The sequence below is a fragment of the Pseudomonas oligotrophica genome, assembly GCF_021726475.1.
GTDB classification, from domain to species: Bacteria; Pseudomonadota; Gammaproteobacteria; order Pseudomonadales; family Pseudomonadaceae; genus Stutzerimonas; species Stutzerimonas oligotrophica.
Genome location: NZ_JAKJRU010000004.1, coordinates 332,272 through 343,838, shown reverse-complemented (window position 1 = coordinate 343,838; position 11,567 = coordinate 332,272). Strand labels below are relative to the sequence as shown.

The window sequence follows — 11,567 nt, the reverse complement described above, 5'->3', positions numbered from 1 at the left end:
GTCTGTCTATCCCTGATGGTCGGGCCGCGCCAGCCGGCGGCCGATGGCGAACTGCAGCCTTGCGGGCAGAAGCGAAAGCAGGTGCAGCGCGGCGATGAAGGGCGCCGGGAAGGCGATCTCCAGCGGGCGCCGCTCCAGGCGCGCGAGGATGTATGCGGCGGCGCGCTCCACCGGCCAGCGCATGGGCATGGGAAAGTCGTTGCGCCGGGTCAGCGGGGTGTCGACGAAGCCGGGGCTGACCAGGCTGACGTCGATGCCCTCGGCGGCCAGGTCCAGGCGCAGCGATTGCAGTAGGTAGCGCAAGCCCGCCTTGGAGGCGCCGTAGGCCCCGGCGCGCGGCAGCGCCAGCCAGGTCACCGCGCTGCCGACGCCGACCAGATGCGGGCGCACGCCCCGGCGCAGCAGCGGCAGCGCGGCCTCGATGCAGCGGGCCGGCGCCAGCAGGTTGGCCTGCACCACGCGCTCGACCAGCGCCGCCTCGAAACGCCCGGCCTCGAGGTACTCGCAGGTGCCGGCGTTGAGGATCACGCCGTCCAGCGCGCCCCAGCACCGGCCGATCTCGGCGGCCAGCGCGGCGACCGTCTGTGGCTCGGTCAGGTCACCCGGCAGCACCAGTACCTGCTGCGGGTAGCGCGCTGCGAGGGCCTGCAGCGGCGCCTCGCGGCGCGCCGACAGGGCCAGGCGCTGGCCGCCGGCGAGCAGGCCCTCGGCCAGGGCGTGGCCGATGCCGCTGCTGGCGCCGGTCAGCCAGATGCGCCGGCTCATGCCAGCCTCCGGCGCAGCCAGCGGATCGCCGGGCCCATCAGAGGCAGGTGCTGGTAGAGCAGGGCGCCGGCATCGAAGTAGTCCTGATGGCGCACCACCTTGCCGTCCAGCCCCCAGCGCAACAGGCTGCAGCCCTCCAGGCTGACCGGCTTGCCGCCATTGAGTCGCGGATGCTCGTAGGTCATCAGCCAGCGCAGGTAGCCCTGGCCCTCGCGGACCTGGTCGAAGGCGAAGAACTCGAACTCCAGCGCCTTCACGTTGCCGTAGAGCTGGGCGAAATAGCGCTCGAGCGCTTCCAGGCCCCAGACCTCGTGCAGCGGGTCGCTGAAATGCACGTCGGCGCTGTACAGCTCGCCCAGGCGTCCAAGGTTGTCGGCCTCGAGGCGCGCGAACTCCTCGGCGAAGCGCTCGAGAAAGCCGCTCATGCGATCGCCTCCAGGTTGCGGAACGCCTCCAGCACGCGCGCCCGGCTCATGCCCAGGTCGAGCAGCGGGCGCGGATAGCACGCCGGTGCGAACAGCCCGCCGGCGCTGGCAGGCTCGTGGATCTGGCGGTTGTCCAGGGCGGCGAGCTCCGGCAGCCACCGGCGCAGGAAGCGGCCGTCGGGGTCGAAGCGGCGTGACTGGCTGACCGGATTGAACAGGCGGAAGTAGGGCACCGCATCGGTGCCGGTCGAGGCGCTCCACTGCCAGCCGCCGTTGTTGGCCGCCAGGTCGCCGTCGATCAGGTGGCGCATGAACCAGCGCTCGCCTTCGCGCCAGTCGATCAGCAGGTTCTTGCTGAGGAACATCGCGCAGACCATGCGCAGGCGGTTGTGCATCCAGCCGGTGGCCAGCAGCTGGCGCATCGCCGCGTCGACCAGCGGGTAGCCGGTGCGGCCCTGCTGCCAGGCGGCCAGCTCGTCCGGTGCGTGGCGCCAGGGCAGGGCCTCGGTGTCGCGGCGGAACGCGCGGCCCATGCCGACGTGCGGGAAGCCCACCAGGATGTGCTTGTAGAACTCGCGCCAGAGCAGCTCGTTGAGCCAGACCACGGCGCCGGGGTTGCCGCTGTCGAGTTCACCGTGGTTGTGGCTGAGCACCGCGTGCAGGCACTGGCGCACCGAGACCACCCCCGCGGCCAGGTAGGGCGACAGCTGGCTGGTGCCTGCCTCGGCGGGCAGGTCGCGCAGCCGGTCGTAGTCGCGCAGGCGCTCGTCGGCGAAGCGGTCCAGGCGCGCCAGGGCGTGGGCCTCGCCGGCCGGCCAGAGCGCGCGCAGCGTCTCGGCCGGCGGCGCGAACGGCTCGACGGTGCTCGGCACCGGGTCGGCGGCGATGGCCAGCGGTGCCTGCGCGGCGGGACGCGGCACGCACGGCGGCAGCGCCGGCGCCAGCCGCGCCAGGGCAGTCTTGCGGAACTGGCTGAAGACCTTGAAGTAGCCGCCGGACTGGCTGAGCAGCGTGCCCGGCGCGAACAGCAGCTGGTCGAGGTGATGCCGCCAGGCGACGCCGATGCCCTGCAGGCGCGCGGCCACCGCGGCATCACGGCGCGTTTCGTTGACCCCGTACTCGTCATTGACCCGCACACAATCGATGCGCAGCTCGCGGCACAGCGTGGCCATGAGCGCGGGCACGGCCTGCCAGTCCGCGGCCTGGCGGATCAGCAGCGGCACGTTCAGCTCGCCCAGCGCGCGGGACAGCTCGGCCAGGTTGCGCAGCCAGAAATCCACCTTGCACGGGGCGTCGTCGTGGGCCTGCCACTGTTGCGGGGTCAGCACGAACAGCGCGACGGTCGGCCCGGCCTCCATGGCGGCGGCCAGGGCGGTGTTGTCGTTCACGCGCAGGTCGCTGCGCAGCCAGATCAGCTGGTTCATGGCCGTTGCTCCGGGTCGGTTGCCAGCAGGCCGGCGAGGGCCAGCTTTTCCAGGGCCTGCAGCGGCCCCTCGGCGAGCAGCAGCCCTTGCCTGGTGAGTTCGGCGCGCTGCAGCAGCACCGCCGGGCCGACCAGCAGCAGGCCGGCGTCGAGCTGCCGGGCCAGGCGCGGCAACTGGCGTTGCAGGCAGTCCTTGTCCAGGCCGTGCTCGGCATGCAGCAGCAGGGCACGCGGTTGCAGGCGCTCGAGCGCCAGGCCCAGCTCGGCGAGCGGCACGCTGCGCTCGACCACCTCCACCGGCGCGCTCGCCGAGGCCAGCCAGGCGCTGAGCCACAGGCCCAGGTCCACCGGCTGCGCGCCGAGGCTGGCGCACAGCAGCGGCGCGCCGGCCTGCTGGCGATTGCTGTGGTACAGGCGCATGGCGACCTTGTTGCGCAGCCAGCTCTCGAACAGCACCTGTTCCAGCGCGGCGCCGAACTGGCCCTGCCAGCGCGCGGCCAGGGCGTCGCGCAGCGGCAGCAGCAGGTGCTGGCAGAGCGTGCGCGGCGGGTAGACGGTCAGTGCCCGGTTGAAGGCATCGTCGAGCTGGCGCTCGCTGAGGCGCTCGACGGCAGCGAGCATCTGCTCGCGCAATTCGCGCCAGGGGTTCGGCTCTATCTGCTCGACCGATTGCTGGCGCTCGAGCAGCTGCTTGATCTGCCCGACCGCCACGCCGCGGTTGAGCCAGGCGAGGATGTCGCGGATGCGCTGCACATGCTCGGCGCTGTACAGGCGGTGGCCCTTGCCGGTGCGCAGCGGCACGATCAGCCCGTAGCGGCGCTCCCAGGCGCGCAGGGTGACCGGGTTGACGCCAGTCTGGCGCGCCACCTCGCGGATCGGCAGCCAGCCGTCGCTGCCCGGGCGCAGCGACATGTCGCTCGTCTGGTCCATGGTCAGATTCCGTTGCGCAGGCTGAGGGTTTCCGGGTGCGGCTGCAGGTAGGCCTGGCGCGCGATGTAGCGCTGCGGGTGGCGTCGCAGGTGGTGCTTGAGCAGGGTCAGCGGCACCACCAGCGGGACGATGCCGGCGCGATACTGGTCGATCAGCCGGCGCATCTCCTGGCGATCCTCGGCGTTGAGTGCGTGCTTGAGGTAGCCGCTGATGTGCTGCAGCACGTTGCTGTGGGTGCCGCGGGTGGCGGTCTTCTTCAGCGCCTGCATCAGCTGGCTGAAGTAGGCCGCGGCGAAGGGCTCGAGGGGCTGGCGACCGATCTCGGAGACCAGCCGCCCGAGCGCCTTGTACTGCGGCGGGTTGTTGGCCATCAGCTGGTACTTGTAGCGGGCGTGGAACTCGACGATGGCCCCGGCGGTGAGGCCTTCGGCGCGCAGTGCCTGCCATTCGGCATAGGCGCAGACGCGGGTCAGGAAGTTTTCGCGCAGCACCGGGTCGCTCAGCCGGCCGTCTTCCTCGACCGGCAGGTCGGGGCGCGCCTGCATCAGCGCGCGGGCGAAGATGCCGCTGCCGCCGCCGGGCTGGCTGTAGCCGTTCGCCCCGTAGACCTTGACCCGCTCCATGCCGCAGGACGGCGACTTCTGCATGAGGATGAAACCGCTGATGTCGCCCAGCTCGGCAGCGACCTGGCGGCCGTAGGCGGCCAGTTGCTCGGTGACGTCGAGCTCCGGGCGGCGGCTGCCCACCGCGCGCGGTGCGTCGGGCTCGCCGACCAGGCGAATGGCTTCGCGCGGTACGCCCAGGCCGATGGCGACCTCCGGGCACACCGGCAGCAGCTGGAAGTGCTCGGCCAGGGCCTGGCTGCACAGTCGCGACTCCTTGTGGCCACCGTTGAAGCGCACCGGTTGGCCGAGCAGGCAGGCACTGATACCGATCTTGGGTTTGCAGCTGGACATGGCGGCCTCCGAAAGAATCTGTACAGATCAGCTTTGCTGTACAACTTTGAGCGAATCATAAAACTCCAGTTGTACAAGTCAAGATTCTTGTACAAGATTGCATCCAGGCGCAGCATCAGCCATCGGTGGGCTTTGGCATGGCGCAACGCGGCCTTCGCTTTGTGCACGCGCACCCTGTGGTCGCCGGTTTCGCAGGGCACACCGCGCGCATCGACGGGCTATACATCTGAAATTGTTGTACAGGCCTATTCTTGACAAAGACAGACTCCGCGCTGCGGCGCACAGAGGAGGACGCACCATGCACATTCTGCTCACCGGCGGCACCGGCCTGATCGGGCGTGCCCTGTGCCGGCACTGGCTCGCCCGCGGCCACCGCCTGACCGTCTGGAGCCGCACGCCAGCGCGTGTCGCCGAGCTCTGTGGCGCGGAGGTTCGCGGCATCGGCGCGCTGGAAGAGATCAGCCACGAGCCGCTCGATGCGGTGGTCAACCTGGCCGGCGCACCGATCGCCGACCGACCCTGGACCAAGGCCCGCCGGCGCCTCTTGTGGAACAGCCGGATCCAGCTGACCGAGCAACTGGTGGACTGGCTGGCCAGCCGCGAGCAGCGCCCCGCCGTGCTGATTTCCGGCTCGGCGGTCGGCTGGTACGGCAACGGCGGCGAGCACCTGCTCGACGAGCAGAGTCAGCCGGTGACCGGCGACTTCGCCAGCCAGCTCTGCGGCGCCTGGGAAGACGCCGCCTGCGAGGCCGAGGCGCTGGGCATCCGGGTGGCCAGGGTGCGCACCGGCCTGGTGCTGGCCAACGAGGGCGGCTTCCTGCAGCGCCTGCTGCCGTTGTTTCGCCTGGGCCTGGGCGGGCCGACCGGCAACGGCCGGCAGTGGATGCCCTGGGTGCATATCGACGACGAAATCGGCGCGATTGATTTTCTTCTCTGCCAGGCGCAGGCCAGCGGCCCGTACAATGCGTGCGCGCCGGCACCGGTGCGCAACGGCGACTTCGCCCGCGCCCTGGGCCGGGTGCTGCATCGCCCGGCGCTGCTGCCGGCCCCGGCGTTCGCGCTGAAGCTGGGCCTGGGCGAGATGGCCGAGCTGCTGCTCGGTGGCCAGCATGCGCTGCCCAGGCGCCTGGAGGCGGAGGGCTATCGCTTCCGCTTCACCGACCTGGACGCGGCGCTGGCCGACCTGCTGGCTCACCCGCGGGGCCAGCGGCTGCGGCATGTGTGACAATGGCGCGCCGCGCGGATGCGGCGCTCGAACGGTTTGGTAGTCAGGAATCACGTAATGACAGAGCAGGCGTTGTTGTTGGTCAACCTGGGCTCGCCCGCGTCCACGCAGGTGGCGGATGTGCGCCGCTACCTCAACCAGTTCCTCATGGATCCCTACGTGGTCGATCTGCCCTGGCCGCTGCGCCGCCTGCTGGTCTCGCTGATCCTCGTCAAGCGCCCGGAGCAGTCGGCGCATGCCTATGCCTCGATCTGGTGGCCGGAGGGCTCGCCGCTGGTGGTGCTCAGCCGTCGCCTGCAGGAGGCGATCCGCCCGCACTGGCCGCAGGGCCCGGTGGAGCTGGCCATGCGCTACGGCGAGCCGTCGATCGAAAGCGCGCTGCTGCGCCTGGCCGACCAGGGCATCCGCCAGGTCACCTTCGCACCGCTGTACCCGCAGTTCGCCGACAGCACCACCACCACGGCCATCGACGAAGCGCGGCGGGTGATCCGCCAGCGCGGGCTGAAGCTGCAGCTGTCGGTCCTGCAGCCGTTCTATGACCAGCCCGAATACCTCGACGCCCTGGTGGCCAGCGCCCGCGAGCACCTGGATGGCGGCTTCGATCACCTGCTGCTGAGCTTCCATGGGCTGCCCGAACGCCACCTGCACAAGAGCGACCCGAGCGGCAGCCACTGCCTCAAGGGAGACGACTGCTGCCAGCGTGCCGAAGGCGAGGTGCTCGCGCACTGCTATCGCGCCCAGTGCCTGCGCAGCGCCGAGCGCTTCGCCGAGCGCGCCGGGCTCGCCGCAGGCAGCTGGTCGGTGTCGTTCCAGTCGCGCCTGGGCCGGGCCAAGTGGATCGAGCCCTATACCGAGGCGCGGGTCGACGAACTGGCGGCGCAGGGCGTGAAGAAGCTGCTGGTGATGTGCCCGGCGTTCGTCGCCGACTGCATCGAGACGCTGGAGGAAATCGGCGACCGTGCGCGCGAGCAGTTCATCGAGGCCGGCGGCCAGGAGCTGGTGCTGGTGCCTTGCCTGAACACCCACGAGGCCTGGGTGCAGGCGCTGGCCGCGCTGTGCCGGCGCGCGCCTCAGGAGATCTGAGTCGGTCCCGGTTGCTCGGCCAGCGTGGCTGCGTCGATGAACGCCTCGGCGTCGAGCTCGCACAGGCGCAGGGCGTTCTTGCCGTCGCTCTTGGCGGCATACATGGAGCGGTCGGCACGGTTGATCAGCTCTTCCACCCCCGATTCCTGGCCGCGGAACAGGGCCACGCCGATGCTCGCGCTGCTGCGCACGCTGGCCTCGCCCAGCGGGTAGGGCTCGGCCAGGCTGTCGAGCAGCTTCTCGCCCACGCCCAGCGCCAGGCTCACGGCCTCGGCCGGCGCCTGGCCGAGGTCTTCGAGGATCACCACGAATTCGTCGCCGCCCATGCGCGCCACGGTGTCGCTGCTGCGCACCGAGGCCTGCAGCCGCTCGGCGGCCAGCTGCAGGAACCGATCGCCAGCCTTGTGGCCGTGGACGTCGTTGATCTGCTTGAAGTTGTCCAGGTCGATGAACATCACCGCGCCGCAGTGCCGGTTGCGCTCGCTGACGCTCAGGGCGTGCTCCAGCCGGTCGAGGAACAGGCGCCGGTTGGGCAGGCGGGTCAGTGGGTCGTAGAAGGCCAGCTGGTGGATGCGCTCCTCGTCGAGCTTGCGCTGGGTGATGTCGGTGACCGTGGCGACGTAGTGGGTGATGCGTCCGGCCTCGTCGAGCACGGCGGTGATGGTCTGCCAATCGGGGCGGATCTGGCCGTTGCGCCGGCGGTTCCAGATCTCGCCTTCCCACGAGCCGGTCTCGGCGATCTGCCGCCACATATCGAGAAAGAAGGTCCGCTCATGCCGCCCGGAGGCGAGCAGCGAGGCCGGCTGGCCGAGCAGTTCCTCGGCGGTAAAGCCGCTCAGCGCGAGGAAGGCACGGTTGACCCGCACGATGCGCGCCTGGGCATCGGTGATGATCATGCCCTGCTGCGAATCGAAGGCGATCGCCGCGATGCGCCGTTCCTGCTCGGCCAGGTGACGCTCGGTGATGTCGCGGCTGCTCCAGACCACCGCGCGCTTGCCCTGGGTGCGGATGTCCAGGCGCTGGGCGCGGCCTTCGAACATGCGCACGCCATCGGTCGTCGGCAAGGCGTACTGGATGACCTGCGGAGTGGGGCTGTCCAGCGTCTGGCGGATGAAGGCGAGGAAGCGGTCGGCATCCTCGGCCGGCAGCACCTGGTGCAGCAGCCGGCCCACGAGCTGGTCGGTGTTCTTGTAGAGCAGCCGGCTGTCGGCGGTAAGCACGTCCAGGTAGCGGCCGTCCTCGTCGAGCACCAGCAGCAGGTCGGGCATGGCCTGGGTGATGGCGCGCAGCCGCGCGGAGCTGTCCCTGAGCGCCTGCTCGGTGCGCGCTCGCTCGGCCAGGTCGTTGAGCAGGACGCCGAGCAGGGCAGTGGCCAGCGGCAGCACCACCAGCATCGGCAGGGCGACGGTCTCCAGCACCAGCAGGTTGAGCTCGCGCGGCAGCAGCATCTGCACGCCGACCACCGGCAGGTGGATCAGCAGGCCGGCGCCGAGCAACGGCAGAAAGCGCAGCGGCAGGTGGGCACGGCGCAGCAGAAGGCCGAGCAGAATCGGAATGAGGATGGCCAGCAGGCCGGTCTGGGTGCCGACGCCGCCGAGCCAGAGGCGAAAGCCCGCTGCCAGCGCGCCTGCCACCAGCGCCGGCAACGGGCCGCCGAACAGCGCCGCCATGCTCAGCACCGCCGAGCGCCCGTCGAAGAACAGGCCGTCGTGCAGGGTGACCGGCATCAGCATGCCGATGATGCAGGCGCCGCCGAAGCACAGGCCCATCACCAGTTGCACCAGCCGCGGCTTGCTGTGGGCGAGCTGGCGCAGGCTGAAGGTCAGCAGCCAGCACAGGGCGAGCAGGAGGAGGGCATTGACAATCAGCGACTGGGTCATCGCTCACGCCTCGGCAGGGTGGGACGGCCTTGATGGCCTATTGATACTGCAGCATACCCGCCCTGGTATGTACAAGCAGTGACATGGAGGAAGCGTCGAGATCAGTTGCGCAGCGCCTGCAGTTCGGCTCGCAGGCGGGCGTTTTCCGCCTCCAGTTCGCGCACACGCTGCAGCGCTTCCATCTCAGCGCTGACGTTCTTCTGGATGCCGATGAAATAGGTCAGCTGGTCGGCCTCGTTGAACACCGGGGTGATCGACAGCTCGTTCCAGAACACGCTGCCGTCCTTGCGGTAGTTGCGGATCACCTCGCGGCACGGCCGGTTGTTGCGCACCGCCTCGCGAATGGCCGCGAGCCCCGGCTGGTCGCGGTCGCCGTCCTGCAGGAAGCGGCAATCCTGGTAGAGGATGTCGTCGACCGAATAGCCGGTCAGCCGCTCGAAGGCCGGGTTGGCGTAGATGAGGATGTTGTCCTCGCCTTCCTGCTCGGCAACCACGATGCCGTCGTTGGAGGCTTCCACAACCAGTTGCAGCAGTTTGGCGTTGATCATTTTCGTGCAGGTCCCGAGGAGCGTGTGGCGGCATTCTAGTCCATTGCAGCGGCGGCGGAAGGCCCGCCGCCAGCCGCTCACTGCGCCTTGCGGAAGAACAGCGTGACCTGGCCCAGCTCGACGCCGAACTTGGTCATGAACGAACGGTTGGCCATGGTGCGTTCGTCGAGCAGGTACATCCAGTCGTCGAAGTGCACCCGGTAGACGCGGCCATCGACCGGCAGCTCCAGCACATAGCGCCAGCGCAGCGCATTGCCGGCCACCTCGCCCTCGGCCTCGCCGACCACATCGGCCGCGCTGCCGCGCCAGCGGTTGTCGCCGTCGGGGCGCAGCGTCCAGACGCGGCGCTGGGTGCTGCCGTCGCTGTAGCTGAAATGCTCGTCGAGGATCAGCTTGTCGCCGTCCAGCGAACCGTCGATGCGCACGTGGAAGCGCTTGACCACTTCGCCCGAGCGTTTCTGGAACATGCCCCAGGCGTCGACCCGGCCGTTGAAGTACTGGCGCAGGTCGAGCCGGGGCTCCTGGTCGCGGTAGTCGCCGACCTCGACGTTGCTGCAGCTGGCCAGCAGCAGGCAGGCGAGCAAGACAAGTCTTTTCATGCAAGCGTTCCTCGACGAAGCAGAAGGGACAGGTGGAAGGCCGCGCCCAACTTCAGCGCGCAGGGCAGCGCGGCGTAGACCAGCGCCAGCCGCCAGTCGGCGGGCGCGCCCGGGGTGTAGCCCAGCACGGCCAGCAGCGGCAGGGCGAGACCTGCCAGCGCCAGGGCGAGCTTGGCCAACAGGCTCCAGATGCCGAAGTAGGCGGCCGTCGAACCGCGTTCCTCGGGCGCAATGACATCGGCCAGCAGCGCCGGTGGCAGGGCCAGGTCGGCGCCCAGTGCCAGGCCGCTGAGCAGGCACACCGCGGCGTAGGCCAGCGCCGCGCCGGGTTCGAGAAATGCGGCCCAGACGAACGCGGCACACGCCGCCAGCATGCCCAGGCGCCAGGCGCGTACCTTGCCCAGGCGGTCGGCGAGGCGGCTCCACAGCGGCAGCCCCAATGCACCGGCGACGAAATACAGCGCCAGGAACAGCCCGGCCAGCGGCTTCAGCGCGAGATAGTCGGCGATGAAGAACAGCGCCAGGGTCGCCGGGATCGCCACCGCGATCGCATTGCCGAGGAACACCAGGGCCAGCTGGCGAAACGCCGGGTTGCGCAGCGGCTGGCGCCAGCCATGGGCCGGCTCGGCTGGCACGCGGCGTGGCGCCGGCGCGCCGCGCAGCAGCAGCGCCATGGTGGCGAGCAGCAGCACGGCAAAGGCCAGCGCGAAGACTGCCAGCGCGCCGGGCATGCCCAGCGGCGCGGAAAGCAGGCTGGGCAACAGGCTGGCCAGCACCACGCCGAGCAGCCCGGCACCTTCACGCCAGGCGGCGACGCGGGTGCGGCCGCGCGGCTCGTCGCTCAGGCGCGCACCCCAGGCCAGGTAGGTGATGTTGACCAGGCTGTGCAGGCTGTAGGTGAGCACCAGCATCGAGGCCAGCCAGGCGGCCAGGCCGGCACCGGCCAGCGCTGGCGGTGCCAGCAGGCCAGCCATGGCCAGGGCCAGGCCGGCGGCGCCCAGCACCAGGATGCGCTGCCAGCCGCGTGCGCCGCTGCGGTCGATCAGCCGGCCGAACCAGGGATCCTGCAGCGTATCGACCAGCCGCGCGGCGAACAGCACCAGGCCGGTCAGGCCCAGCCCGAGCCCCAGCTCGGCGGCATAGAAGTTCGGCACCAGCACGTAGACCGGCAGCATGGCCATGGCCAGCGGCAGGCCAAGGGCGCCATAGCAGGCGAGGGCGGCCGGGCTCATGGCAGCCCCAGCAACTGCCGGCGCAGGTCCGGCGCGCGGGTGCGCGGGTCGAGCCAGATGGCGAAGAAGGCCTCGGCGAAGGCCGGGTCGCGGATTTCGTGCCGCAGGCGCTCGTCGACATAGAAACGCGCGCCCGTGCCGGGCAGATAGAGCCCGGCGATGCGCCGGCCCGGCTCGACATCGACGAAGGCCAGGCGCATCTCGCGCTCCCAGCGTGCACGGCGTTCGGGGGCCAGCTCGCCGGCGAGCCGGGTGATCTCCTCCAGGCTGGTGCGCACCAGCGCCTGGCGGCTGATGCTTCGGTGGTAGATGAGCTCCAGCGCGAAGGGCTGCCCGGGCGCGGCCAGCGGCGCCTGGCTCCACAGCTGCGCGCTGTAGATGCGCAGGCCGAGAAAGCGCATCTCGCCGGCACCCTGCAGGCGCGCCTCCGGCAGTGCCTGCCGCCAGCTGGCCGCGGCCATGCCGCTCGTCAGGCAGAGCCCCAGGGCGAGTACGCAAGAC

At 70.4% G+C, this 11,567-nt stretch carries 12 protein-coding genes; 2 read left to right on the top strand and 10 right to left on the bottom strand.

Going from position 1 to position 11,567, the window contains the following annotated elements; all coding sequences use genetic code 11:
* Nucleotides 1-6: 6 nt before the first annotated feature.
* The 5 genes from L3N39_RS10870 to L3N39_RS10850 are packed head-to-tail and all read right to left on the bottom strand — an operon-like array spanning nucleotide 7 to nucleotide 4,499.
* On the bottom strand, nucleotides 7-765 hold the full coding sequence (locus L3N39_RS10870; protein WP_237257347.1) for an SDR family NAD(P)-dependent oxidoreductase: 759 nt from the start codon (nucleotides 763-765) through the stop codon (nucleotides 7-9).
* Nucleotides 762-1,190 (bottom strand): nuclear transport factor 2 family protein, encoded by a 429-nt coding sequence (locus L3N39_RS10865; RefSeq protein ID WP_237257346.1) that lies wholly within the window; start codon nucleotides 1,188-1,190, stop codon nucleotides 762-764. The genes L3N39_RS10870 and L3N39_RS10865 overlap by 4 nt, the downstream gene beginning before the upstream one ends.
* Complete coding sequence (gene phrB, locus L3N39_RS10860; RefSeq protein WP_237257345.1) at nucleotides 1,187-2,614, bottom strand: deoxyribodipyrimidine photo-lyase; 1,428 nt, start codon at nucleotides 2,612-2,614, stop codon at nucleotides 1,187-1,189. The genes L3N39_RS10865 and phrB overlap by 4 nt, the downstream gene beginning before the upstream one ends.
* On the bottom strand, nucleotides 2,611-3,543 hold the full coding sequence (locus L3N39_RS10855; protein WP_237257344.1) for a MerR family transcriptional regulator: 933 nt from the start codon (nucleotides 3,541-3,543) through the stop codon (nucleotides 2,611-2,613). Before L3N39_RS10855 ends, phrB begins: the two co-directional genes overlap by 4 nt.
* A gap of 2 nt (nucleotides 3,544-3,545) precedes the next feature.
* Nucleotides 3,546-4,499, bottom strand: coding sequence for a DUF523 and DUF1722 domain-containing protein (locus tag L3N39_RS10850; protein ID WP_237257343.1), 954 nt, complete (start codon nucleotides 4,497-4,499; stop codon nucleotides 3,546-3,548).
* A gap of 298 nt (nucleotides 4,500-4,797) precedes the next feature.
* On the opposite strand from L3N39_RS10850, the gene L3N39_RS10845 reads away from it, so the two are divergent.
* Both L3N39_RS10845 and hemH read left to right on the top strand, forming a co-directional pair.
* Nucleotides 4,798-5,724, top strand: a complete 927-nt coding sequence (locus L3N39_RS10845; RefSeq protein WP_237257342.1) for a TIGR01777 family oxidoreductase — start codon at nucleotides 4,798-4,800, stop codon at nucleotides 5,722-5,724.
* A 57-nt stretch (nucleotides 5,725-5,781) separates the two neighbouring features.
* On the top strand, nucleotides 5,782-6,807 hold the full coding sequence (hemH, locus tag L3N39_RS10840; protein ID WP_237257341.1) for a ferrochelatase: 1,026 nt from the start codon (nucleotides 5,782-5,784) through the stop codon (nucleotides 6,805-6,807).
* Here the strand turns inward: hemH and L3N39_RS10835 are convergent.
* The 5 genes from L3N39_RS10835 to L3N39_RS10815 all read right to left on the bottom strand — a co-directional run bounded on the left by L3N39_RS10835 (nucleotide 6,795) and on the right by L3N39_RS10815 (nucleotide 11,527).
* Complete coding sequence (locus L3N39_RS10835) at nucleotides 6,795-8,687, bottom strand: diguanylate cyclase domain-containing protein (RefSeq protein ID WP_237257340.1); 1,893 nt, start codon at nucleotides 8,685-8,687, stop codon at nucleotides 6,795-6,797. The two genes, hemH and L3N39_RS10835, sit on opposite strands and share 13 nt — an antisense overlap.
* Nucleotides 8,688-8,788: 101 nt before the next feature.
* On the bottom strand, nucleotides 8,789-9,235 hold the full coding sequence (locus L3N39_RS10830) for a PAS domain-containing protein (RefSeq protein WP_237257339.1): 447 nt from the start codon (nucleotides 9,233-9,235) through the stop codon (nucleotides 8,789-8,791).
* Between the two features lie 77 nt (nucleotides 9,236-9,312).
* Nucleotides 9,313-9,834: a DUF3833 domain-containing protein gene (locus tag L3N39_RS10825; protein WP_237257338.1), complete on the bottom strand. Its 522-nt coding sequence runs from the start codon at nucleotides 9,832-9,834 to the stop codon at nucleotides 9,313-9,315.
* Nucleotides 9,831-11,066 carry an MFS transporter gene (locus L3N39_RS10820; RefSeq protein WP_237257337.1) on the bottom strand — a complete coding sequence of 412 codons (1,236 nt, stop codon included), beginning with the start codon at nucleotides 11,064-11,066 and terminating at the stop codon, nucleotides 9,831-9,833. The genes L3N39_RS10825 and L3N39_RS10820 overlap by 4 nt, the downstream gene beginning before the upstream one ends.
* Complete coding sequence (locus L3N39_RS10815) at nucleotides 11,063-11,527, bottom strand: chalcone isomerase family protein (protein ID WP_237257423.1); 465 nt, start codon at nucleotides 11,525-11,527, stop codon at nucleotides 11,063-11,065. Before L3N39_RS10815 ends, L3N39_RS10820 begins: the two co-directional genes overlap by 4 nt.
* Nucleotides 11,528-11,567: the final 40 nt, after the last annotated feature.

What these genes read in the sequence shown, in the direction of transcription:
- L3N39_RS10850 (WP_237257343.1), bottom strand. Translation starts at nt 4,499, where the DNA reads ATGTCCAGCTGCAAACCCAAGATCGGTATCAGTGCCTGCCTGCTCGGC.
- L3N39_RS10815 (WP_237257423.1), bottom strand. Translation starts at nt 11,527, where the DNA reads ATGGCCGCGGCCAGCTGGCGGCAGGCACTGCCGGAGGCGCGCCTGCAG.
- L3N39_RS10835 (WP_237257340.1), bottom strand. Translation starts at nt 8,687, where the DNA reads ATGACCCAGTCGCTGATTGTCAATGCCCTCCTCCTGCTCGCCCTGTGC.
- L3N39_RS10855 (WP_237257344.1), bottom strand. Translation starts at nt 3,543, where the DNA reads ATGGACCAGACGAGCGACATGTCGCTGCGCCCGGGCAGCGACGGCTGG.
- phrB (WP_237257345.1), bottom strand. Translation starts at nt 2,614, where the DNA reads ATGAACCAGCTGATCTGGCTGCGCAGCGACCTGCGCGTGAACGACAAC.
- L3N39_RS10870 (WP_237257347.1), bottom strand. Translation starts at nt 765, where the DNA reads ATGAGCCGGCGCATCTGGCTGACCGGCGCCAGCAGCGGCATCGGCCAC.
- L3N39_RS10825 (WP_237257338.1), bottom strand. Translation starts at nt 9,834, where the DNA reads ATGAAAAGACTTGTCTTGCTCGCCTGCCTGCTGCTGGCCAGCTGCAGC.
- L3N39_RS10820 (WP_237257337.1), bottom strand. Translation starts at nt 11,066, where the DNA reads ATGAGCCCGGCCGCCCTCGCCTGCTATGGCGCCCTTGGCCTGCCGCTG.
- hemH (WP_237257341.1), top strand. Translation starts at nt 5,782, where the DNA reads ATGACAGAGCAGGCGTTGTTGTTGGTCAACCTGGGCTCGCCCGCGTCC.
- L3N39_RS10845 (WP_237257342.1), top strand. Translation starts at nt 4,798, where the DNA reads ATGCACATTCTGCTCACCGGCGGCACCGGCCTGATCGGGCGTGCCCTG.
- L3N39_RS10830 (WP_237257339.1), bottom strand. Translation starts at nt 9,235, where the DNA reads ATGATCAACGCCAAACTGCTGCAACTGGTTGTGGAAGCCTCCAACGAC.
- L3N39_RS10865 (WP_237257346.1), bottom strand. Translation starts at nt 1,190, where the DNA reads ATGAGCGGCTTTCTCGAGCGCTTCGCCGAGGAGTTCGCGCGCCTCGAG.